This window comes from Serratia sp. TSA_130.1 (assembly GCF_052691795.1).
Map to the genome: position 1 here is coordinate 219709 of NZ_JBQZFS010000008.1, position 22030 is coordinate 241738.

General features: G+C 61.0%; 19 protein-coding genes and 1 tRNA gene. 6 read left to right on the forward strand and 14 right to left on the reverse strand.

What is annotated here, in order from left to right:
- The first annotated feature begins 297 nt into the window (after positions 1-297).
- Positions 298-1620: an MFS transporter gene (locus ACUTQY_RS22730; protein ID WP_016930463.1), complete on the forward strand. Its 1323-nt coding sequence runs from the start codon at positions 298-300 to the stop codon at positions 1618-1620.
- A gap of 101 nt (positions 1621-1721) precedes the next feature.
- On the forward strand, positions 1722-2489 hold the full coding sequence (locus tag ACUTQY_RS22735) for a CDP-diacylglycerol diphosphatase (RefSeq protein WP_046687953.1): 768 nt from the start codon (positions 1722-1724) through the stop codon (positions 2487-2489).
- Here ACUTQY_RS22735 and ACUTQY_RS22740 read toward each other — a convergent pair whose 3' ends face one another.
- Positions 2490-4529, reverse strand: a complete 2040-nt coding sequence (locus ACUTQY_RS22740) for an AsmA family protein (RefSeq protein ID WP_033645371.1) — start codon at positions 4527-4529, stop codon at positions 2490-2492.
- A gap of 91 nt (positions 4530-4620) precedes the next feature.
- Positions 4621-5412: a cyclic-guanylate-specific phosphodiesterase gene (pdeH, locus tag ACUTQY_RS22745; RefSeq protein ID WP_046687955.1), complete on the reverse strand. Its 792-nt coding sequence runs from the start codon at positions 5410-5412 to the stop codon at positions 4621-4623.
- Positions 5413-5648: 236 nt separating this feature from the next.
- Here pdeH and ACUTQY_RS22750 point away from each other — a divergent pair, with 236 nt between their 5' ends.
- Positions 5649-6584, forward strand: a complete 936-nt coding sequence (locus ACUTQY_RS22750) for a sugar kinase (protein WP_046687956.1) — start codon at positions 5649-5651, stop codon at positions 6582-6584.
- A gap of 54 nt (positions 6585-6638) precedes the next feature.
- On the opposite strand, the gene ilvC is transcribed toward ACUTQY_RS22750, so the two are convergent.
- Positions 6639-8114: a ketol-acid reductoisomerase gene (ilvC, locus tag ACUTQY_RS22755; protein WP_046687957.1), complete on the reverse strand. Its 1476-nt coding sequence runs from the start codon at positions 8112-8114 to the stop codon at positions 6639-6641.
- Positions 8115-8282: 168 nt separating this feature from the next.
- Here ilvC and ilvY point away from each other — a divergent pair, with 168 nt between their 5' ends.
- Positions 8283-9173 carry an HTH-type transcriptional activator IlvY gene (gene ilvY, locus ACUTQY_RS22760; RefSeq protein WP_004929971.1) on the forward strand — a complete coding sequence of 297 codons (891 nt, stop codon included), beginning with the start codon at positions 8283-8285 and terminating at the stop codon, positions 9171-9173.
- Between the two features lie 10 nt (positions 9174-9183).
- On the opposite strand, the gene ACUTQY_RS22765 is transcribed toward ilvY, so the two are convergent.
- The 9 genes from ACUTQY_RS22765 to ACUTQY_RS22805 all read right to left on the reverse strand — a co-directional run bounded on the left by ACUTQY_RS22765 (position 9184) and on the right by ACUTQY_RS22805 (position 18459).
- Positions 9184-9885: a DUF2461 domain-containing protein gene (locus tag ACUTQY_RS22765; protein ID WP_046687958.1), complete on the reverse strand. Its 702-nt coding sequence runs from the start codon at positions 9883-9885 to the stop codon at positions 9184-9186.
- 21 nt (positions 9886-9906) lie between these two features.
- Positions 9907-10440 carry a hypothetical protein gene (locus tag ACUTQY_RS22770; RefSeq protein ID WP_046687959.1) on the reverse strand — a complete coding sequence of 178 codons (534 nt, stop codon included), beginning with the start codon at positions 10438-10440 and terminating at the stop codon, positions 9907-9909.
- A 53-nt stretch (positions 10441-10493) separates the two neighbouring features.
- Positions 10494-12038, reverse strand: coding sequence for a threonine ammonia-lyase, biosynthetic (ilvA, locus tag ACUTQY_RS22775; RefSeq protein WP_015379394.1), 1545 nt, complete (start codon positions 12036-12038; stop codon positions 10494-10496).
- 5 nt (positions 12039-12043) lie between these two features.
- Positions 12044-13894, reverse strand: coding sequence for a dihydroxy-acid dehydratase (ilvD, locus tag ACUTQY_RS22780; protein ID WP_015379395.1), 1851 nt, complete (start codon positions 13892-13894; stop codon positions 12044-12046).
- A 107-nt stretch (positions 13895-14001) separates the two neighbouring features.
- Complete coding sequence (locus tag ACUTQY_RS22785) at positions 14002-14928, reverse strand: branched-chain amino acid transaminase (protein WP_033645378.1); 927 nt, start codon at positions 14926-14928, stop codon at positions 14002-14004.
- Positions 14929-14951: 23 nt separating this feature from the next.
- Positions 14952-15209, reverse strand: coding sequence for an acetolactate synthase 2 small subunit (gene ilvM / locus ACUTQY_RS22790; RefSeq protein ID WP_004929955.1), 258 nt, complete (start codon positions 15207-15209; stop codon positions 14952-14954).
- Positions 15206-16852 (reverse strand): acetolactate synthase 2 catalytic subunit, encoded by a 1647-nt coding sequence (ilvG, locus tag ACUTQY_RS22795; RefSeq protein WP_033645379.1) that lies wholly within the window; start codon positions 16850-16852, stop codon positions 15206-15208. The genes ilvM and ilvG overlap by 4 nt, the downstream gene beginning before the upstream one ends.
- Before the next feature lie 142 nt (positions 16853-16994).
- Positions 16995-17093, reverse strand: a complete 99-nt coding sequence (gene ilvL, locus ACUTQY_RS22800; protein ID WP_013814970.1) for an ilv operon leader peptide — start codon at positions 17091-17093, stop codon at positions 16995-16997.
- A gap of 133 nt (positions 17094-17226) precedes the next feature.
- A complete protein-coding gene (locus ACUTQY_RS22805; protein ID WP_046687960.1) occupies positions 17227-18459 on the reverse strand; it encodes an MFS transporter in 1233 nt (410 codons plus the stop codon).
- Between the two features lie 341 nt (positions 18460-18800).
- Between ACUTQY_RS22805 and ACUTQY_RS22810 the strand changes: the two genes are divergently transcribed.
- Positions 18801-20324 (forward strand): YifB family Mg chelatase-like AAA ATPase, encoded by a 1524-nt coding sequence (locus ACUTQY_RS22810; protein WP_033645381.1) that lies wholly within the window; start codon positions 18801-18803, stop codon positions 20322-20324.
- A gap of 28 nt (positions 20325-20352) precedes the next feature.
- Here the strand turns inward: ACUTQY_RS22810 and ACUTQY_RS22815 are convergent, their stop codons facing one another.
- Complete coding sequence (locus ACUTQY_RS22815) at positions 20353-20691, reverse strand: DUF413 domain-containing protein (RefSeq protein WP_004929946.1); 339 nt, start codon at positions 20689-20691, stop codon at positions 20353-20355.
- A gap of 119 nt (positions 20692-20810) precedes the next feature.
- On the opposite strand from ACUTQY_RS22815, the gene hdfR reads away from it, so the two are divergent.
- Complete coding sequence (gene hdfR / locus ACUTQY_RS22820) at positions 20811-21638, forward strand: HTH-type transcriptional regulator HdfR (protein WP_033645382.1); 828 nt, start codon at positions 20811-20813, stop codon at positions 21636-21638.
- A gap of 269 nt (positions 21639-21907) precedes the next feature.
- On the opposite strand, the gene ACUTQY_RS22825 is transcribed toward hdfR, so the two are convergent.
- Positions 21908-21983, reverse strand: a tRNA-Trp gene (locus ACUTQY_RS22825).
- Positions 21984-22030 lie beyond the last annotated feature (47 nt).

A 22030-nucleotide genomic window follows, 5' to 3' on the forward strand; every position in this document is an offset into this window, starting at 1 on the left:
GCCGGCACTTTCCTCTGGTTAACAAGCAAAAAACCAGTCAATCTCTCTAAATCATGCGGCATGGCATTCGAAAAACCAGCATAACAAACTACCCAGTCACTTTTCTTTCCCGTTTTTACAGCCATTCACACTGTATGAACCCCATTTCTCAACGTTTAACGCTACAGAAAAGAAGTCAGGGAAAACATTAGTCTTTTTAACCGGTTAGCGGCGGCGCTGCCCAGAGTTCCAGCGTTGAAAAGGCGGAATGCTGTCACTAAGATGGATTTTTACCCCCTCCAACAATAAGAAATAGATATGCAAGCCACCATCGCACCCCCACTCGACGCCGACGACGCGTCTACACCGGTGAATTCCCGCGGGAAAGTCATCGTCGCCTCGCTGGTCGGCACCGCCATCGAGTTCTTCGACTTTTACATCTACGCCACCGCCGCGGTGATCGTGTTCCCGCACATCTTCTTCCCGCAGGGCGACCCGACCACCGCGACGCTGCAGTCGCTGGCCACCTTCGCCGTCGCCTTTGTCGCGCGCCCTATCGGCTCTGCGCTGTTCGGCCACTTCGGCGATCGCGTGGGGCGCAAGGTGACGCTGGTCGCCTCGCTGCTGACCATGGGGATTTCCACCGTGCTGATCGGCCTGCTGCCGAGCTATGAAACCATCGGCATCTTCGCCCCTATCCTGCTGGCGCTGGCGCGCTTTGGCCAGGGGCTGGGGCTGGGCGGCGAATGGGGCGGCGCCGCCTTGCTGGCGACGGAGAACGCGCCGGCCAAAAAACGTGCGCTGTACGGCTCCTTCCCCCAGTTGGGCGCCCCGATCGGCTTCTTCTTCGCCAACGGCACCTTCCTGCTGCTCTCGTGGCTGCTGAGCGACCAGCAATTTATGGAATGGGGCTGGCGCGTGCCGTTCATCCTCTCCGCCGCATTGGTGCTGATTGGCCTGTACGTCCGGGTGTCATTGCATGAAACGCCGGTGTTCGCCAAAGCGGCCAAGGCCGGCAAACAGGTGAAAGTGCCGCTCGGCACGCTGCTGAGCAAGCATCTGAAAGCCACCATCCTCGGCACCTTCATCATGCTGGCGACCTACACGCTGTTTTATCTGATGACGGTCTATTCGATGACCTACGGCACTGCGCCGCAGCCGCTGGGGCTCGGTTACTCCCGCAACAGCTTCCTGTGGATGCTGATGGTGGCGGTGATCGGTTTCGGCGTGATGGTGCCCATCGCCGGCCTGCTGGCGGACGCGTTCGGCCGTCGCAAGACCATGATCGCCATTACCCTGCTGATGATCGGCTTCGCGTTCCTGTTCCCGACCCTGCTGGGTTCCGGCAACCAGGCGCTGGTGATGGGCTTCCTGCTGTGCGGCCTGAGCATCATGGGGCTGACCTTTGGCCCGATGGGCGCGCTGCTGCCGGAGCTGTTCCCCACCGAAGTGCGCTATACCGGCGCATCGTTCTCCTACAACGTCGCGTCGATTCTCGGCGCGTCCGTGGCGCCTTACATCGCCACCTGGCTGGCGGCCCACTACGGGCTGTTTTACGTCGGCATGTACCTGGCGGCGATGGCCGGGCTGACGCTGCTGGCCCTCCTGCTGATGAAAGAAACCCGCCACCAGTCGCTGTGATCCTCTGCGGCCCCCTCACTGCGGGGGGCCGCACGCGTTGTTCGTTTCCTGTCATAAAACCGGGCTATGCTGGACGTTTCTCTCGGTAACAGGATCGGCCGATGTCTCTGCGTCGTGGGGTATTTGTCTGCGTGGTGCTGCTGGCGGCTCTCGCCATCGCGCTCTATTACGGGTTGAAACCCGACCATCCCGATGCGCTGTGGCGCATCGTCAGCCAGCAATGTCTGCCCAATCAGCAGGCGCATGACAACCCGGCGCCCTGCGCGCAGGTGGATGTGCAGGCCGGTTTCGTGGTGTTTAAAGATCGCAACGGGCCGCTGCAATACCTGCTGATGCCCAGCGCCAAAATCACCGGTATCGAAAGCCCGGCAGTGCTGGACGCCGCCACGCCGAATTTCTTCGCCCAGGCCTGGCGCGCGCGCCACGTGATGGCGGAACGCTATGGCAAACCGATCGACGACGGCGATATTTCACTGGCGATCAATTCGGAATATGGCCGCACGCAAAACCAGCTGCACATTCATATCTCCTGCCTGCTGCCGGCGGTAAAACAGCGGCTGGCGCAGATCGGCCCCCATTTCATCGAGCAATGGCAACCGCTGCCCGGCGGCCTGTTGGGGCATGACTATCTGGGGCGGCGGGTGACCCCCGCCGAACTGGAACAACAGGGCGCCTTCCGCCTGCTGGCCTCCGGCCTGCCGCGCGCCGACGGGCGTATGGGCAGCTTCGGCCTGGCGATGACCGCGCTGCCGGACGGGGATTTCCTGCTGCTGGCAACCGAGCGCAGCCTGCTGCCGTTCACCCTGGCCTCGGCGGAAGAGATCCAGGATCACGACTGCCGGCTGCTCACGCCGCCGCCGCGCACCTGATTATTTTTTGCCTTTCATCTCCCTCAGGATCTGCCCGCACTGGTTCTCCTCGCCGCCTTCACTGGGCGAGACCAGCGCCAGCAGCGCCGCCGCCGGCGTCAGCACCGCCCCCAACGCCACCGCCGCCGCGCCGCGCGCGATCAGCGGCCCGGCTTTGACCCCGGCGTCCGGATGCTTGAAGGTGCCTTTCACGTACAGCGGCGATCGCAGGGTCAGCACGCGCATGCCCTTGCTTTCCGGATCGATGGATAAATCCAGCCGTTCGGTGGCGAGGTTGGTGTTGCCGGTGATGTTGATCACCGCGTTTTCGGTGTCGAACACGAACAGTCGCGGCGCGGCGACGCCGCTGCGGATGCCGACGTCCGCCGCCGCGCAGTTGATGCCCACCACGTCGTCACCGAACAGCTGTGCCACCAGATAGTTACCGACGTTCAGACCGAGGATCTCCATCAGGCTACGGCTGATCACCCCGTTATTGATCAGCAGGCGCAGATCGCCGTTGCTGGTCGCCAGCAGCTCGGCCACCGAATTGCCGCTGCCCGTCAGCCTGGCATCGCCGTTCATCTGCCCGAGGCTGCGCTTCATCGCCTCCACGTTCGGCAACAGCTGTTTAAGCTGAAGTTTGCGTGCATGCATATCCACCTGCCCGCGCATCGGCTTTTTGCCGCCGTCGAGGCGCACGACGGCGTTCAGGCTGCCGCCCGCCATGCCGAAGCGCAACGGATCCAGGCGCAGTTCGCCATTGTTCAGCTTCAGGTGCGTGGCCAGATCGCTCAGCGGCAAATCGCTGCCGCGTTCAATGCGCGCGGCGGCAAACTTCACGTCCGCATCCATCTTGCTCCAGCTTTGCGTATCGAACTGTTCGACCGGCAGCACCTTATCCGCAGGCTGACGGCTTTTCTCGCCGCGCCCGGCTTTGGCGGCGTTGGAGTCGGCGCCGATCAGCGGCGCCAGATCCGCCAACCTCAGCTGCCGGGAGTTCACCGCGCCGCTCAGCGTGGGCCGCGGTTTACCGGCAACGTACTTCAAGCTGCCGTGAATGTCGCTGTCGCCGATTTTTCCGTCGAATTTCTGGTACTCAAACACCGCGCCGCCCGGCTGATGCAGACGGGCGGTCAGATGGCCATCGGTCGCATACGGCGGGGTATTCGGCAACAACACGCCGGTCAGGCCATAGAGGTTGCTCAGGCTTTCACCGGAAAATTTCAGCTGTACATCCAGGCCGCCGAGGTTCAGCGGATCGGACAAGGTGCCCGCGACCACCACCCGGGTGCTGCCGGAGCGCACATCGGCCTGCAGCGGGAACGGCAAATCGGCGCTCTGCAGCGACAGCATGCCGCCAATCTTGCCGCTGCCGCTCAACGGTTCGCCGTTATATTTGCCCTTCACCTGCCAGCCGAAAACGTAATCGGGGGTCGCGGTCTTGTCGCCGCCCTGTTTGCCGGTCACTTCACTGAACGGCAACGGCTTGCCGAGCGGATCGATGACGGCGCGGAAATCCGCCTTCAGCGTGGCGTCTTTAAAGGCGATCTGCCCCTTGTCGAATACGATGTCGTGAACGGTGAACGACCAGTCGGAAGGCGGCTGCTTGGGATCCTGGCCGGCAGCCAGGTCAAACGTCCAGTTGTTGTCGCCGTTGGCCAGACGTTGCAACGAAGCATTCGGCTGCTTCAGCCAGATGCGCGGGATCAGCAGCTCTTTACCCAGCAGCGCCAGCGGCGCAATGCTGGCGTCGACGCGCTGCAGCGTCACCATGCTGTCGCCGGGCATGTTTTTCGGGTTACCCAGCCACACGTCTTCGGCGTGAATATGCGGCCAGGGCACCCAGGCGCGCCAGCCGCCCTCATCCGGATTGCGCGACCAGTCGACGCCCAGATCGCCGCGAATGGCGAACGGTCGCCGCAGTTCGGCCGACACTTTGTCGTTGATGGTAGGCTTGAGTCGATTCCAGTCGAAGGTAGCAATGAAGATCGCCAGCGCGACGATCAGTAGCAGCACAATGCCGCCCAGCCAGCTGAAAACCTTTCCTGTTCTTGTCATAGCGGCTCCCTCAGCGCATAAATCGGGCTGCCGAATGAAAGGAAAAGGAGTTAGCAGCCCCGTTTAAGCCTAGCTGAGGATAGGCCGGAGTTCACGCCGGCGTGTCGGGCGCGGCGAACAGCGTCGGCACGCTGTGCAGAGTTTCAAAGCACGCCGGGCGGGAAAGGTAGTAGCCCTGAGCGGCCAACGCGCCGGAACGCTGCACCAGCCGCCACTCTTGTTCGGTTTCCACACCCTCGACGATCACCCCGTCGCTGTGCTGGTTCATCATCTTGATCAGGGTGCCGAGCAGCTGGACGCCCTCTTCCGACTGTTTGAGCAAGGTAAACAATTCGCGCGCCACCTTGATGTATTGATAACGCCAGGCGCCGACGGCGGAGAAGTTGGCCAGCCCGCTGCCGAAATCGTCCAGCCACAGCCGCTCGCCGCCGACGATCTGCTGCAGCGGGCGGTTTGACGCCGTTTCGGCGTGCTCCACCAGCTCGAAGCGCAGATAGGGCATCTCGGCGATCTGCCGTTGCAACGCGCTATGGCGCTGCAACGCTTGCAGCGCGATGCCGTCGATATTGACCGACACCATCACCGCGTGACGAATGAACAACGCCTGCCAGCGCTGCAACAGCGCCAGCTGTTCCTGGATCACCTGCAAACGCTGGGCGACGCCGAGCGAGGAAAAATAATGCTCCGGGGATTGCCGCTTGTCCGGCTCATTCGGGTGATACACCGCCGTCAGCAGTTCCACCGCCAGCAGCGCGCCGCTGGTGCGATAAATCGGCTGGAAGGTATACAAGCGCCGGCATTGCCGCCAGTAGCGCCGCGATTTGGCGCAGGCATAGAGGGCAAAACAAGGCGCCAGCAGACCAGAGATCAGATTGGTTATCATCGGTACTATCGCCGTGGCGGGGAAATGAGAGCGCTGCCGCTGTTTCTTTACCCAGCTTATCGGCAACGCAGCGTAAAACTTTAAGCCGAATTGCCGCCCGTTTCGCCTCCGTCCTGCCCGCGTTCGCCGATCGCGATCATAAAAAATTAAAACGCCGTTTTAATTTATTGACTCCCTGACCGCCTTGCGTGGAGACTGACAGCTATTGCTTCTTCTTTAGCCAGGGCTTATTGACGATGACTATCCGAAATCTCGCCGTGATCGGCGAATGCATGATCGAGCTGTCGCAGCAGGGCGCACAGCTGACGCGCGGCTTTGGCGGCGATACCCTCAACACCGCCGTCTACCTCGCCCGCCAAATGCCGGAACAGACGCTACGGGTGCATTATGTCACCGCACTCGGCACCGACAGTTTCAGCGGCGACATGCTGCAGGCCTGGCGGCAGGAGAAGATCGAGACCGAGTTGATTCAGCAATTCGACAACAAGCTGCCGGGCCTGTACCTCATCGAAACCGACGCCGCCGGCGAACGTACTTTCTACTACTGGCGCAATGACGCCGCCGCCCGGTATTGGCTTGCGGGACCGCAGGCCGACGCACTGTGCGAACGGCTGGCGCAGTTCGATTACTTGTACCTCAGCGGCATTAGCCTGGCGATCCTCGCGCCTGCCGATCGCATGAAACTGCTGGCGCTGCTGCGCCGCTGTCGCGCCAACGGCGGCAAGGTGATCTTCGACAACAATTACCGTCCGCGCCTGTGGCAAAGCCGTGAGGAAACGCAGCAGGCCTACCGCGAGGTGCTGGCCTGTACCGACATCGCTTTTCTGACGCTGGATGACGAAGAGTTGCTGTGGGGAGCGCAGCCTATCGAACAGGCGGTAGCTCGCACGCAGGCGCTCGGCGTCGGCGAGATCGTCATCAAACGCGGCGCGCACGCCTGCCTGGTGTTCAGTATGGCAGGGGAGAAGCTTGAGGTGCCGGCGATCGCGCTGCCGCCAGAGCGTGTCGTCGACACCACCGCAGCGGGCGATTCTTTCAGCGCCGGTTACCTGGCGGCCCGCCTGAACGGCGGCAGCGCCCAACGGGCGGCGCAGCGCGGCCATCTGCTGGCCGCTACGGTGATCCAGCATCGCGGCGCCATCATTCCCGCCGCAATGATGCCGGAGGCATAAAAAAAGCCGGCATCGCTGCCGGCTCTTTCTCTTTGTGCTTTGCCTTGCGGAAAATCAGCCCGCGACGGCGATGCGTTTCATATCGGTCATGTAGCCGCGCAGTTTACGGCCGACGGTTTCGATAGGGTGGCTGCGCACCGCTTCGTTCACGTCGCGCAGCTGCGCATTGTCCACCGCCGTACCCGTCACAGCTTTGCCCAAATCGCCCGCCTGCAGGGTGGTCATGAAGTCCTTCAGCAGCGGCACCGCCGCGTTGGCGAACAGGTAGTTGCCGTACTCTGCGGTATCGGAGATGACCACGTTCATTTCATACAGACGCTTACGCGCAATGGTGTTGGCGATCAGCGGCAGCTCGTGCAGCGACTCGTAGTAAGCCGACTCTTCGATGATGCCGGCATCGACCATGGTTTCGAACGCCAGCTCAACGCCCGCTTTCACCATCGCCACCATCAGCACGCCGTGATCGAAGTACTCTTGCTCGCTGATCTTGCCTTCAAACTGCGGCGCATTCTCGAATGCGGTTTTGCCGGTCTCTTCGCGCCAGGTCAGCAGTTTCACGTCGTCTTCCGCCCAGTCGGCCATCATGCCGCTGGAGAACGCGCCAGAGATGATGTCGTCCATGTGCTTCTGGAACAGCGGCGCCATGATGGTTTTCAGCTGTTCGGACAGCGCATAGGCGCGCAGCTTGGCCGGGTTGGACAGGCGATCCATCATCAGGGTGATGCCGCCCTGCTTCAGCGCTTCGGTGATGGTTTCCCAGCCGAACTGAATCAGTTTCTCGGCGTAAGCCGGATCGGTGCCCTCAGCAATCAGCTTGTCGAAGCACAGCAGCGAACCCGCCTGCAGCATGCCGCACAGAATGGTCTGCTCGCCCATCAAATCGGATTTCACTTCGGCAACGAAGGAAGACTCCAGCACGCCGGCGCGGTGGCCGCCGGTCGCCGCCGCCCAGGCCTTGGCGATCGCCATGCCTTCGCCTTTCGGATCGTTTTCCGGGTGAACCGCAATCAGGGTCGGCACACCGAAGCCGCGCTTGTACTCTTCACGCACTTCGGTGCCCGGGCATTTCGGCGCGACCATCACCACGGTGATGTCTTTACGCACCTGCTCACCCACTTCAACGATGTTGAAGCCGTGGGAGTAACCCAGCGCCGCGCCGTCTTTCATCAGCGGCTGCACCGCGCGCACTACGGAAGAGTGCTGCTTGTCCGGCGTCAGGTTGACCACCAGATCCGCCTGCGGGATCAGGTCTTCGTAGGTGCCGACCTTGAAGCCATTTTCGGTCGCCTTGCGCCAGGAAGCGCGCTTCTCGTCGATCGCTTCTTTGCGCAGGGCATAGGCGACATCCAGACCGGAATCGCGCATGTTCAGACCCTGGTTCAGCCCCTGGGCGCCACAGCCGACAATCACCACTTTTTTACCTTTCAGGTAGCCGGCTTCGTCAGCAAATTCGTCGCGCGCCATAAAGCGGCATTTACCCAATTGCGCCAACTGCTGACGCAGGTTCAATGTGTTGAAATAGTTAGCCATGGTGGTACTCCGGTTTGATGTTGTCTTGCATTGTTATTTTCATTCCCCGCCCTGTCTGTGCGGAGATTCGTTAAACTCAATGTATAACAGGAAATGCGTTGCTTAAATTGATATATTGAGAACGTGATATTGCAATTTTTGCAACACTCTCACTGCGAGCGTATCGATATGGATTTACGTGATTTAAAGCTGTTCCTGCATCTGGCCGAAAGCCATCACTTCGGGCGCACCGCCAAGGCGATGCACGTCAGCCCGTCGACGCTCTCCCGCCAGATCCAGCGGCTGGAAGAGATCCTCGGGCAGCCGCTGTTCCTGCGCGATAACCGCACCGTGCAGCTCACCGACGCCGGCGAACAGCTGAAAGAATTCGCCCAGCAAACGCTGCTGCAATATCAGCAGCTGAAGCACTCGCTCGGCCAGCACGGCCCTTCGCTGAGCGGCGAACTGCGGCTGTTCTGCTCGGTGACCGCCGCGTACAGCCACCTGCCGCCGATCCTCGACCGCTTCCGCGCGCAGCACCCGCTGGTAGAGATCAAGCTGACCACCGGCGACGCCGCCGACGCGGTCGACAAGGTGCAGTCCAACGAGGCCGATCTCGGCATCGCCGGCCGGCCGGAAACGCTGCCCGCCAGCGTGGCGTTCACCAAAATCGGCGAAATTCCGCTGGTGCTGATCGCGCCGGCGCTGCCCTGCGCGGTGCGCAGCCAGGCGTTCGCCGACAAGCCCGACTGGGCCGAGATCCCCTTCATCTTGCCGGAGCACGGCCCTTCGCGAAAACGCATCGAACTGTGGTTCCGCCGTCACCGCATCAGCAATCCGCTGATTTACGCCACCGTCGGCGGCCACGAAGCCATCGTGTCGATGGTGGCCTTGGGCTGCGGCATCGCGCTGATCCCGAGCGTAGTGGTGGACAACAGCCCGGAACCGGTGCGCAACCGCATCTCGCAGCTGGATAACATCTCGATGGTCGAACCGTTCGAGTTGGGGGTCTGCGTCCAGAAAAAACGCCTCAGCGATCCGCTGATCGACGCCTTTTGGCGATTGCTGCATCCCCGCTGACGCGGGGTTTTTACAGGTCGGCCGGATCGACCTGCTTCATCGCCTCCACCTGCATCAACCAGTGATAGAGCGGCTCAAGCTGCAAAAACGCCCCGGCCAGCAGCGGCGCCAGATCGGCGTTGAACAGCTTTTCAACTTCGCTGTCCGTCACCATCACCGCGAACGATTTGCGGTTGTACCAGGTGGCGATCTCCGCCGCCTGCTCCTTGACCAGCGGACGCTTGTAGCTCTCGCCCACCAGCTCGAACGGCGGCCGGCAACAGGCGGCCACCTCCAGGAAAGGCTGCGGCCGCTGTTTCAGCGTATGGCGGAACAGATCCATGGTCGGCTTGTTGGCGCTGTAGTAACCGAGCCCATAGCGCAGCATGTCCGGCCCCAGTTCGAAAAAGTAGACCGGCGCATCTTTCCAGTCTTTGCTCGGGCGCTTGAACGTCAGCCACATGCGGCTGCGGTAGCGCGACTTGTCGTGAGAAAACCGCGTATCGCGATGAATGCGCGACAGCGTTTTGCCGATCGCCGGGCGAGTCTCGAACTGCGGATCGATCGCCAGCATGCTGGGAGCAAGCTGCTCCACCAGCGCGCGAAACGGCGCCAGCAGCTCGCGATCGTAGATATCGCGGTTGCCGTCGAACCACGCCTTATCGTTCTCGATCCGCACCTGCTGCAGGAAATTCAGGCCCTGCTGGCTAAAGCCGGAGAAAGGTTGCGTCATAAGTTTTTCCGTTCTGACGGTTTATCGGGTATTGCGCAGATCTTCCCTCTGCCAACGGCGTTTGATAAACACGCGCCGACGCGTGCGGAAATAGGCGACATACAGGTAGAACGCCGCCCGGTTGCTGAACAGCGCCCCGCCAACCGCGCCCCCCAGCAGCAGGGCGCCGGTGGCGATGCCGGTCATGCCCGCCGCCCACGCCGCCGCGCCGCCGAGGCAACACAGACCGAGCATGCCAAGGTAATATTGCAGCAATACCACCCCGCTGTTTTTACCCTGCACCAGTTGGAACAGGATCAGCGTCATCCACACCGCCACGATCGCGCCGCTGCCCATCAACACGGCGGCGGAGGTCTTGCCGCTCCAGGCGGCCGCCACATCCGTGACCAGACCCATCACGCCCGCCAGGCCCAGCATCAGGCACACCATCAGCAGCATGACGTTGCCGACGCCCGGCGGTGACAGCCGCTGGCCCGGCGTCAGGAAATGCTGCTCGAGCTGCGCATCCACGCCGGCGAAAAGCGCACGATCGCGCGCCGCGATTTGGCTTTCCATCTCCCGGCCTTCTGCCGCTAAACGGGACAACCGGTCGGATAAACCCACCGGACTCACCCCTGCAAAAAGAAGCGGAACGCCGGGTTGTCGGTTTCGTCGTGGCAATCGTAGCCCAGCGCCTGCAGGTGCCGCTCGAATTCCGGCTCGCTTTGCGCCAGTTCGAAGGCCGCCAGCACCCGGCCGAAGTCGGTGCCGTGGCTGCGATAGTGGAACAGCGAGATGTTCCAGTGCGTGCCCAGCGTCTGCAGGAACTTCAGCAGCGCGCCCGGCGACTCCGGAAACTCAAAGCTGTACAGCCGTTCGCGCAGCGGCTTCGACGGACGCCCGCCCACCATGTAGCGCACGTGCAGTTTAGCCATCTCGTCGTCCGACAGATCCACCACCTGATAACCGTCGGCGTTGAGTTCGTCGATGATCTCCCGCCGTTCGGCGTGGCCGCGCGTTAGCCGCACGCCGACGAAAATGCAGGCGTTGTCGGCATCGGCGTAGCGGTAGTTGAATTCGGTCACCGAGCGCCCGCCCAGCAGTTGGCAGAACTTGAGGAAGCTGCCCTGCTGTTCCGGAATGGTCACCGCCAGCAGCGCTTCGCGCTGTTCGCCCAGTTCGCAACGCTCGGAAACATAGCGCAGCCCGTGGAAGTTGAGATTGGCGCCGGACAGCACGTGCGCGAGACGCTCACCCTGAATGTTGTGCTGCTGGACGTACTTTTTCAGCCCCGCCAAAGCCAGCGCGCCGGAAGGTTCGGCAATGGCGCGCACGTCCTCGAACAGATCTTTGACCGCCGCGCAGATGGCGTCGCTGTCCACGGTGATCACGTCGTCCAGATACTCACGGCACAGGCGGAAGGTTTCGTCGCCGATGCGCTTCACCGCCACGCCTTCGGCGAACAGCCCGACGCGCGCCAGATCCACCGGATGGCCGGCATCCAGCGCCGCGCGCAGGCAGGCGGAGTCTTCCGCTTCGACGCCGATCACTTTGATCTGCGGCATCAGCTGTTTGATCAGCACCGCCACCCCGGCGGCCAGGCCGCCGCCGCCGACCGGCACGAAAACCCGATCCAGATGCGCGTCTTGCTGCAGCAGCTCCATCGCCAGCGTGCCCTGCCCGGCGATCACCGTCGGGTGATCGAACGGCGGCACAAAGGTCATGCCCTGCTGTTGGGAAAGCTCGATCGCCTTCGCTTTTGCCTCGTCGAAATTGGCGCCGTGCAGCAACACTTCGCCGCCGAAGCCGCGCACCGCATCCACCTTGATGTCCGCGGTGGACACCGGCATCACGATCAGCGTTTTGATGCCCAGCCGTTTACCGGAGAAGGCGACGCCCTGCGCGTGGTTGCCGGCCGAAGCCGTCACGACGCCGCGCGCCTTCTGCTCTTCGTCCAGCCCGGCGATCATCGCATAGGCCCCGCGCAGCTTGAAGCTGTGCACCGGCTGGCGATCTTCGCGCTTCACCAAAATGGTGTTGCCGAGGCGCGAAGAGATTTTGCTCATGGCCTGCAACGGGGTGACTTGCGCCACCTCGTAAACCGGCGAGCGCAGTACCGCTCGCAGATATTCCGCGCCGCAGGGGGCGCTGGGTAGGGGTTGAGAGACCGCCATGCTGCTTATCCCCCCAGTTTGCTCTTGTCGCGCACCGCGCCTTTGTCGGCGCTGGTGGCCAACGAGGCGTAGGCGCGCAGCGCGAAGGACACCTGACGTTCACGATTTTTCGGCGTCCAGGCCGCGTCGCCGCGCGCCAGTTCCGCCTCATGCCGCGCCGCCAACTCCTGCTCGCTGACATCCAGCTGGATGCCGCGATGAGGAATGTCGATCGCGATCATGTCGCCGTCCTGCACCAGGGCGATCAGGCCGCCGTTAGCCGCTTCCGGCGAAGCGTGGCCGATGGACAACCCGGAGGTGCCGCCGGAGAAACGCCCGTCGGTGATCAGCGCGCACGCCTTGCCCAGCCCCATCGATTTCAGGTAGGTGGTTGGGTAAAGCATTTCCTGCATGCCCGGCCCGCCTTTCGGCCCTTCGTAGCGAATCACCACTACGTCGCCCGCCACGACTTTGCCGCCGAGGATCGCTTCTACCGCGTCGTCCTGGCTTTCATACACTTTGGCCGGGCCGCGGAAGGTGAGGATTTCCTTGTCGACGCCGGCGGTTTTGACGATGCAGCCGTTTTCCGCCAGGTTGCCGTACAGCACCGCCAACCCGCCGTCCTGACTGTAAGCGTGCTCACGGGTGCGGATGCAGCCTTCCTTGCGGTCGGTGTCCAGCGAATCCCAACGGCAATCCTGGGAGAATGCCTGCGTGGTGCGGATACCGGCCGGCCCGGCGGAGTACATTTTCTTGACGCTTTCGTCGCGGGTCAGCATCACGTCGTAGGCTTCCAGCGTCTGCGGCAGGGTCAGCCCCAATACGTTGTTCACCTCGCGGTTCAGCAAGCCGGCGCGGTCCAGCTCGCCGAGGATGCCGATCACGCCGCCGGCGCGGTGCACGTCTTCCATGTGATATTTCTGCGTGCTCGGCGCCACCTTGCACAGGTGCGGCACTTTGCGCGACAGGCGATCGATGTCTTCCATCGTGAAGTCCACCTCGCCTTCCTGCGCCGAAGCCAGCAGGTGCAGCACGGTGTTGGTCGAACCGCCCATGGCGATATCCAGCGTCATGGCGTTTTCGAACGCCGCCTTGTTGGCGATATTGCGCGGCAGCGCGCTTTCGTCATCCTGCTCGTAATAACGTTTGGTCAGCTCGACGATGCGCTTGCCGGCATTGAGGAACAGTTCCTTGCGATCGGCGTGGGTGGCCAGCAGCGAACCGTTGCCCGGCTGCGACAGGCCCAGCGCTTCGGTCAGGCAGTTCATCGAGTTGGCGGTGAACATGCCGGAGCAGGAACCGCAGGTCGGGCAGGCGGAACGCTCGATCTGCTCGCTGTCGGCGTCGCTGACGTTCGGGTTCGCGCCCTGGATCATCGCGTCCACCAGATCCAGCTTGATAATCTGGTTGGAGAGTTTGGTTTTGCCGGCTTCCATCGGGCCGCCGGAAACGAAGATCACCGGAATGTTCAGGCGCAACGCCGCCATCAGCATGCCTGGGGTGATTTTGTCGCAGTTGGAGATGCACACCATCGCGTCGGCGCAGTGGGCGTTCACCATGTATTCAACCGAGTCGGCGATCAGCTCGCGCGACGGCAGGGAATAGAGCATGCCGCCGTGGCCCATGGCGATGCCGTCATCCACCGCGATGGTGTTGAACTCTTTGGCCACGCCGCCTGAAGCCTCGATCTGTTCGGCGACCAGTTTGCCCAGATCGCGCAGATGCACGTGGCCCGGCACGAATTGGGTAAAGGAGTTGACCACGGCGATGATCGGCTTGCCGAAATCGGCGTCGGTCATCCCGGTCGCGCGCCACAATGCGCGGGCACCCGCCATATTGCGGCCGTGGGTGGTGGTGGCGGAACGGTACTTAGGCATGCTCTTTTCACTCCAAATGTATTTATGGCAGGCGGCGAACGAACCGCCTGGATATTTCTTATCTTGTCTGTCTTGTCGTCCGCCACGCTGCGCGGCGAGCCTTGTCGTTACGGGTTTACCGGATCCAGCCACCCGTATTTGTCTTCGGTCTTGCCGCTGAACAGGCCGAAGAACGCCTGTTGGATCTGTTTGGTCACCGGGCCGCATTTGCCGATACCGACCTGAATGCCGTCCACGCTGCGCACCGGCGTGATTTCCGCCGCGGTGCCGGACATGAACACTTCGTCGGCCAGGTACAGCGATTCGCGCGACAGCACCTGCTCGCGCACGTCGAAGCCCATGTCTTTCGCCAGCTTGATGATCGCGTCGCGGGTGATGCCCGGCAGCGCCGACGAGGTGAACGGCGGGGTATAGAGCACGCCGTCTTTCACTTCAAACAGGTTCTCGCCCGCCCCTTCGGAAATGTAGCCGTGCACGTCGAGCGCGATGCCTTCCTGATAGCCGTGGCGGCGCGCTTCGCTGCCCACCAGCAGGGAGGAAAGATAGTTGCCGCCGGCCTTGGCCGCAGTGGGGATCGTGTTTGGTGCGACGCGGTGCCAGGAGGAGACCATCGCATCGATGCCTTGATCCAGCGCTTCTTCACCCAAATAAGCGCCCCAAGGAAACGCCGCGATAATCACGTCCGTTTTATAACCGGCCGGCGGGTTGACGCCCATGCCGACATCGCCGACGAACACCAGCGGACGAATGTACGCGCTGACCAGGTTGTTCTTGCGCAGCGTAGCGCGGCAGGCTTCCATCAGCTCGTCGACGCTTTGCGACACCGGCATGCGGTAGATTTTCGCCGAATCGTGCAGGCGCTGCATATGCTCGCGATGACGGAATACCACCGGCCCCAAGTGCGAGTCATAGCAGCGTACGCCTTCAAACACCGACGTGCCGTAATGCAACGCGTGCGACATCACGTGCACTTTGGCCTCGGCCCAAGGAACCATCTCACCATTGAACCAAATGTAATCGGCTTTCTTTGTCATTGTTATTTATCCTTCTCGGCGCCTCAGGCGCGTATTTGTTGTGATGTTGGCTGCTGGATCTCGACGCAGGAGACGTCCATCAGTTTGCTTAATTGAGATGACAACAGGGCGACCGGACGCGGGCTGGCAACGGTCAATTCGATATTGATGCTGTCGGCGTTGGCCGGGGAAACCATATTCATAGCACAAACCTGAAAGCCGCGATGACGCACGACCCGCAATACGCGCTCTAACATTTCGGGGCGAAAACGCGCCTGGATCGAGAGTTGATGCTGCATCATGATATTTCCTCCAACATGGTTTCGTTGCCGGCGCCCGGCGGCACCAGCGGCCAGACGTTTTCGAGTTCGTCGATAGAGACCTGCAGCAGATAAGGGCCTTCGGTGTTGAACAGCGCCTCGAGCGCGCCCTCCACCTGATCCTTGCGGCTGATGCGCTGGCCGGGAATGCCGAAGGCGGCGGCCAGCATCAGGAAGTCGGGGTTATCGGACAGGTTGGTTTCGCTGTAGCGGCCGTCGAAGAACAGCTGCTGCCATTGGCGCACCATTCCGAGGCGCTGGTTGTCCAGCAGCACGATCTTCAGCGGCAGCTGTTTGCGCTTAATGGTGCCCAGTTCTTGCACGTTCATCATGAAGGAGCCATCGCCCGAGACACAGATCACCGTATCTTGCGGACGCGCGATCTGGGCCCCGACCGCCGCCGGCACGCCGAACCCCATGGTGCCGAGGCCGCTGGAGGTGATGAAATTCTCCGGGCGCTCGAACGTCATGTGCTGCGCGCTCCACATCTGGTGCTGGCCGACGTCGGTGGTCACCACGCTGTTGGCCGGCTTGCGGGCGGACAGCTGGCGCAAGAACAGCGGCGCGTAAATCGGCTGGCCGGGATGATCGTAGCGGCAGGCGTGATCGGCTTTCAGCGCCGTCACCCGTTGCCGCCAGGCGGCGATGTTCAGCGGGCGCTGCAACGCCGGCAGCAACGCTTTCAGATCGCCCTGCAGGGCCACATGCGCCTGGCGCAGCTTGCTCATCTCCGCCGGGTCGATGTCCATGTGGATCACTTTGGCGTGCGGCGCGAAGGCATTCAGCTTGCCGGTCACGCGGTCATCGAAACGCGCGCCGACGGCGATCAGCAGATCGCACTCCTGCACCGCCAGGTTAGCGGCCTTGGTGCCGTGCATGCCCAACATGCCAAGGTACAGCGGATCTTGCGCATCCGGCGCGCCCAGCCCCTTCAGGGTGGCGACGTTCGGCATGCGGGTCACCGCGATGAACTCTCGCAGCGCCGGCACCGCCTGCGCCATGCCCACGCCGCCGCCAACGTACAGCATCGGTTTATGCGCCTGCGCCAGCAGCTCAGCCGCCTCGGCCAACGCCGCCGTCGGTAACGCCGGCGCTTCATCGACCGGCATCAAATGCGGATGCAAGTCGCCTTGCGCCAGCTGGATGTCTTTCGGGATATCGATCAGCACCGGGCCAGGACGGCCGCCGGCGGCGATGGCGAAAGCTTCCGCCATGATGCCCGGCAAGGCATCCAGCGATTCCACCAGGAAGCTGTGCTTGGTGCAGGCCAGAGACAGGCCGAGAACATCGATCTCCTGAAAGGCATCGGTGCCGATCAGCGCGGACCCCACCTGACCGGTGATGGCGACAACGGGAACGGAATCGAGCAGCGCATCCGCCAGCCCGGTGATCAGGTTGGTGGCGCCGGGACCGGAAGTGGCGATACAGACACCGACTTTGCCGGTGGCGCGGGCGTAACCGATGGCGGCCATGGCGGCGCCCTGTTCATGGCGGCACAGCAGGTGTTCCACGCCGCCGTCGTACAGCGCATCGTACACCGGCATGATTGCCCCGCCCGGATAGCCGAATACGGTATCCACACCCTGCGCACGCAACGCTTGAACTACCCACTGAGCGCCATTCATAGTTATTTCCCCGCCTTACTTCGACAACCGCAGGATTTTGTTCTGTTTTTCATGCTCTGCCCCTTGCTCCACTTTTCTCTTGCCAATAAAAAACCCCCGGACCTGACGGTGCGGGGGTTCTCTTGCGATTCCGGCTTGTTTGCTAAGCCTTTCTTCGTCCAAGTGCAGCCCCGCACGGTGGGATAATAATCACCACCACGCTAATCACGACTAGGCTAATCACTTGGGCAAAGGCTTTCATAATGGGTTTGTTCACTGTGCTCATTCAGAACTAATGCTTACAGAGGTACCACAGCCGCGCGCGACATGACAACACTTTTTTTGCGTTATTATTCGGCGCAATCTGGTCATACCTCACGCGAATCGCCCGGATTTCACACGTTGGCGCGCATACCTGGATTTTTCACCGCGCCGGTGATGGCCTTGCCGCGCGTATCCTTGCCGAAGAACACCAACAGAGCGATCGCCACCGCCACCGTCCCGGCAACCATGGCCATCGCCAGGCCGTAATTATGCCCATGATGCTCGGCGAGGGTGGCTTGCAGCGTGGCGTTGACCGAAGCGATCAGGTTGCCCAGCTGATACACGAACCCCGGCAGCACCGCGCGGGTGTTGGCCGGCACCAGCTCGGTCAGGTAGGTCGGCACCACGCCCCAGGCGCCCTGCACCATGAATTGCATCAGGAAAGCGCCGATCCCGAGCATCAGCGAACCGCTGGAAAACGCCCACAGCGGGATCACCGGTAACGCCAACAATGCGGCGATGATAATCGCTTTTTTGCGGCCGATTTTTTCCGATAACGAACCGAAGAAAACGCCGCCGATAATTGACGCGATATTGTAGCTAATGGCGATGATACTGACGGTTTTCGGATCGAAACCGTGCTGAACTTTCAGAAATACCGGATACAGATCCTGCGTGCCGTGAGAGAAGAAATTGAACGCCGCCATCAGCAGCACCAGATAGCAGCACAGCTTCCAGTGGCTCTTCAACACCGGCAGCAAGGCGCTGCTTTCTTTACGTTCACGCGCCGCCAGCCACACCGACGACTCCTGCACGCAATAATAAATAAACGGCAGCAGCAGGATCGGCGCCGCGCCGATGACGAACATGCCGCGCCAGCCGACCGTTTCGAACAGCAGGCCGTACACCACCGCCGCCAGCAGATAACCGAACGGATAGCCGGCCTGGAAAATGCCCGACATCAAGCCGCGCGAGCGGTCCGGTATGGTTTCCATCGCCAATGATGACGCCACGCCCCAGATACCGCCCATCGCAACGCCGTACAACACTCGTAACAGCAAGAAGACCGTCAGCGAGGGCGCGGCGGCGGAGAGCAGCTCAAACACCGAGAAGAAGACGATATTCAGCATCAGGATCGGTTTGCGGCCATATTTTTCCGCAGCGCGCCCGAAGATCAGCGCGCCGATCGGCCGCACCGCCAGCGTGAGCAGAATCGCCAACGTGACCTGTTCCAGGCCGACGTGAAAGGATTGTGCGATGTCGCTGAGTAAGAATACCAGTACGAAAAAATCGAAAGCGTCGAGCGTCCAGCTTGAAAAACTGGCGATTGCCGCATTGCGTTGCAGCGGGGTCCAACCAAACATAGTGTTATCCCTACCGTAGAGTACGAAGTCAGGAGATTTAGCGGCTGCCGGGCAGACTGCCGCGGCGGTCGGAGTGTGTTAAAGAAGTGATTTTTCTTTTAATCAATTGTTAAATACACCCATCAAGCCTATGGCTGCAATGCGTACAGGCCGCTAATGTGTTGCAGGCTTCAGCGAATTGTTAATGGGTATTGCCACAGGCTGCGAGGCGGTTCGCACAATCTTTTTCAATTCGATGAAAATCAGTGATTATGCTGCGAGTTTCATGGAAAAAATGCCAAGAACGCCGCGCGGCACCTGGATAAATCGCGCATCATGCCGCCCTCAGCAAGGAGAGCGATATGTCACTGGCGGTAATCTATAGCCGCGCCATCATCGGCGTTCAGGCCCCTTCCGTAACGGTAGAGGTGCATATCAGCAATGGCCTGCCCGGCCTGACGCTGGTTGGCCTGCCGGAAACCACGGTAAAAGAGGCGCGCGATCGGGTGCGCAGCGCCCTGATCAACAACGGTTTCACCTTTCCCGCCCGCCGCATCACCGTCAATTTGGCGCCGGCCGATCTGCCGAAAGAAGGCGGGCGCTACGATCTGCCGATTGCGCTGGCGATCCTCGCCGCCTCCGAGCAACTGCCCCTCGCCCCGTTGGCACGCTACGAGTTTCTTGGCGAACTGGCGCTGTCCGGCGCGCTGCGCGCGGTCAGAGGCGCCATCCCGGCGGCGCTGGCGGCGGCTGACGCCGGGCGACAATTGGTCCTCTCCACGGACAACGCCGCCGAGGTCGGCCTGATTGCGCAGTCACAATCCCATACTGCCCAACACCTGTTGGAGGTCTGTGCCTTTTTGCTCGGCCAGGGCGAGCTGCCGGTAGCCATCACGCCTCCCGCGGCAGAAAACCCGCACGAGAACGCAGATCTGCGCGACATCATCGGCCAAGAGCAGGCCAAGCGGGCATTAGAGATCGCTGCCGCCGGCGGGCATAACCTATTGTTGATTGGGCCGCCGGGCACCGGTAAAACCATGCTGGCCAGTCGACTGACGGGCTTACTGCCGCCGCTGACGGAACCTGAGGCGCTGGAAAGCCTGGCGGTCGCCAGCTTGCAGCATCCTGTTCTCACCGCTTTGCCATGGCGCCAGAGGCCATTTCGCGCACCGCATCACAGCGCATCGATGGCGGCGTTGGTCGGCGGCGGCTCACTGCCGCGCCCGGGTGAGATATCTATGGCGCATAACGGCGTGCTGTTTCTGGATGAGCTGCCGGAATTCGAGCGTAAGGTGCTGGATGCGCTGCGTGAACCGCTGGAATCCGGCGAGATCGTGATTTCACGTGCCAACGCCAAGGTCTGCTTCCCGGCCAAGGTGCAATTGATCGCGGCGATGAATCCCAGCCCAACCGGGCATTACCAGGGTATGCATAATCGCGCCTCGCCGCAGCAGGTGCTGCGCTACCTGGCCCGGCTGTCAGGGCCTTTTCTCGATCGTTTCGATCTGTCTATCGAAGTGCCGCTGTTACCTCCAGGTACGCTCAGTAAGCGGCAAACTCAGGGAGAAAGCAGCGAGCAGGTGCGGGAAAGAGTGCGACAGGCACGCACCCGGCAGCTCGAACGCGCCGGTAAAATCAACGCGCTGTTAACCAACCGTGAAGTGGAACGGGATTGCGTGTTGCAGGCGGCAGACGCCGAGTTTTTGGAAGCGACATTAAACGCGTTGGGGTTATCGGTCCGCGCCTGGCAGCGCATCTTGAAAGTGGCGCGCACGCTGGCGGATTTGGCGGGGGATGCCGAGATCGGCAGGCGCCACCTGAGCGAAGCGCTGAGCTATCGCAGTATGGACCGTCTGCTGTTACAACTGCATCGTAGTCTGGAATAGAAAATGGGGCCCGAAGGCCCCATCGTCTTTAGTCTTCGCTGTCGCTGTAATCTTCTACTGCGTCAGCCTGCGGCTTACCGCCGGACAACGTATGGAATTTCTTCGGGCGACGTGTGCGCGCCAGATATTTAGCCCATACTTTTTCCTGCTCGGTAGCCGCTTCGCGCTCACCGCGGCACACTGCGACGAACAGCTGTTCTTCTTCAGTGGCCGGCTGGCGTTTGCCCGAGTCCAGCTCGTTAAACGCGTAGCCGAAGCGCTCTAGCAATTGCGCCTCTTTAATGGTGAAATCGCCGTGACGGGAGAACCCGCGAGGGTAATGTTTATTATCAAAAAAACGATTGGTCGTGGTGAAGCTATCCGCCATCTGACACGCTCCTAATTCTCTTATGGCCGTGCTGTTTATGGCGCGGAGTATTAGATAGGCTTGACAGCGTGTAAAACAAAACATTTAAATCTTAACGACAAATTTTTTTGGAGATAGGTGTGGATACCGAATTACTGAAAACCTTTTTGGAGGTCAGTAGAACGCGTCACTTTGGCAGAGCCGCAGAATCTTTGTACTTAACGCAGTCCGCGGTCAGTTTCCGCATCCGTCAGTTAGAAAACCAGTTGGGCGCAAATTTATTTACCCGTCATCGCAATAACATCCGCCTGACGCCTGCCGGCGAGCGGCTTCTGCCCTATGCCGAAAGCCTGATGAACACCTGGCAGTTGGCGAAGAAAGAGGTCGTGCGTTCACTGCAACATACCGAGCTGTCGATCGGCGCGACTGCCTCGTTGTGGGAGGCTTATTTGACCCCCTGGTTGCAGTCTCTCTATCAACAAAGAGAGGCGCTGCAGCTCGAAGCCAGGGTGGCCTTAAGGCACTCTTTGGTAAAGCAACTGCATGAAAGGCAGCTCGATTTACTGATCACCACTGAGCCGCCAAAGATGGACGAACTGGCCAGCCAGCAGCTGGGCAATTTCTCATTACGCCTGTTCTCATCCGCGCGTCGTGACAAACAATCCCCCATGCCTTACATCAAGCTGGAATGGGGGGCCGACTTCCACCAACAGGAAAACCGCATGTTGGAAGGTGATAACGTGCCGGTACTCACGACCACCTCGGCACACCTGACGCGTCAGTTGCTGGAAACCACAGGCGGATGCGCTTTCCTGCCCAGCCAGTGGGAAAAAGAGTATCCGCAGTTGCTTGCCGCCGCCGAGATCCCGCCGATTGTCCGCCCACTGTATGCCGTCTGGTTGCAAAACAGCGATCAACAGCCTTTGATTCGGCAATTACTTAAAATACCTTTAAATACCGCAGCCTAAAGCGCTATGGCGGCCTTAAAAGCCGCCGCCGTGGTCATGGCTGTCTATCATACCAAAAACCGCCCATCGCCTTCTGAGAGAAGAAAATGCAAAACGGTAGGAGAATCAGGAGGTCTGCGGGGGTAAAGATCGAAAGATCATAAGGCAACTCGGATCAGATAGACATCAGCATAGAGCAGCCAATACGCTCTTTTCCAAAGCGGGAATGCTCCAAGGGAAGGGATAATAGGTAAAAAAAAACCCTTTGCTTTCGCAAAGGGTTCTTAATATGGCAGGGGCGGAGAGACTCGAACTCGCGACACCCGGTTTTGGAGACCGGTGCTCTACCAACTGAGCTACGCCCCTAAATCTCGCTTAACATTATGCCTGCTAAAAAAGCAGGCATAATTAAA

Coding starts and splice junctions, on each gene's coding strand:
- ACUTQY_RS22730 (WP_016930463.1), top strand. CDS start 298: ATGCAAGCCACCATCGCACCCCCACTCGACGCCGACGACGCGTCTACA.
- ACUTQY_RS22735 (WP_046687953.1), top strand. CDS start 1,722: ATGTCTCTGCGTCGTGGGGTATTTGTCTGCGTGGTGCTGCTGGCGGCT.
- ACUTQY_RS22740 (WP_033645371.1), bottom strand. CDS start 4,529: ATGACAAGAACAGGAAAGGTTTTCAGCTGGCTGGGCGGCATTGTGCTG.
- pdeH (WP_046687955.1), bottom strand. CDS start 5,412: ATGATAACCAATCTGATCTCTGGTCTGCTGGCGCCTTGTTTTGCCCTC.
- ACUTQY_RS22750 (WP_046687956.1), top strand. CDS start 5,649: ATGACTATCCGAAATCTCGCCGTGATCGGCGAATGCATGATCGAGCTG.
- ilvC (WP_046687957.1), bottom strand. CDS start 8,114: ATGGCTAACTATTTCAACACATTGAACCTGCGTCAGCAGTTGGCGCAA.
- ilvY (WP_004929971.1), top strand. CDS start 8,283: ATGGATTTACGTGATTTAAAGCTGTTCCTGCATCTGGCCGAAAGCCAT.
- ACUTQY_RS22765 (WP_046687958.1), bottom strand. CDS start 9,885: ATGACGCAACCTTTCTCCGGCTTTAGCCAGCAGGGCCTGAATTTCCTG.
- ACUTQY_RS22770 (WP_046687959.1), bottom strand. CDS start 10,440: ATGGAAAGCCAAATCGCGGCGCGCGATCGTGCGCTTTTCGCCGGCGTG.
- ilvA (WP_015379394.1), bottom strand. CDS start 12,038: ATGGCGGTCTCTCAACCCCTACCCAGCGCCCCCTGCGGCGCGGAATAT.
- ilvD (WP_015379395.1), bottom strand. CDS start 13,894: ATGCCTAAGTACCGTTCCGCCACCACCACCCACGGCCGCAATATGGCG.
- ACUTQY_RS22785 (WP_033645378.1), bottom strand. CDS start 14,928: ATGACAAAGAAAGCCGATTACATTTGGTTCAATGGTGAGATGGTTCCT.
- ilvM (WP_004929955.1), bottom strand. CDS start 15,209: ATGATGCAGCATCAACTCTCGATCCAGGCGCGTTTTCGCCCCGAAATG.
- ilvG (WP_033645379.1), bottom strand. CDS start 16,852: ATGAATGGCGCTCAGTGGGTAGTTCAAGCGTTGCGTGCGCAGGGTGTG.
- ilvL (WP_013814970.1), bottom strand. CDS start 17,093: ATGAAAGCCTTTGCCCAAGTGATTAGCCTAGTCGTGATTAGCGTGGTG.
- ACUTQY_RS22805 (WP_046687960.1), bottom strand. CDS start 18,459: ATGTTTGGTTGGACCCCGCTGCAACGCAATGCGGCAATCGCCAGTTTT.
- ACUTQY_RS22810 (WP_033645381.1), top strand. CDS start 18,801: ATGTCACTGGCGGTAATCTATAGCCGCGCCATCATCGGCGTTCAGGCC.
- ACUTQY_RS22815 (WP_004929946.1), bottom strand. CDS start 20,691: ATGGCGGATAGCTTCACCACGACCAATCGTTTTTTTGATAATAAACAT.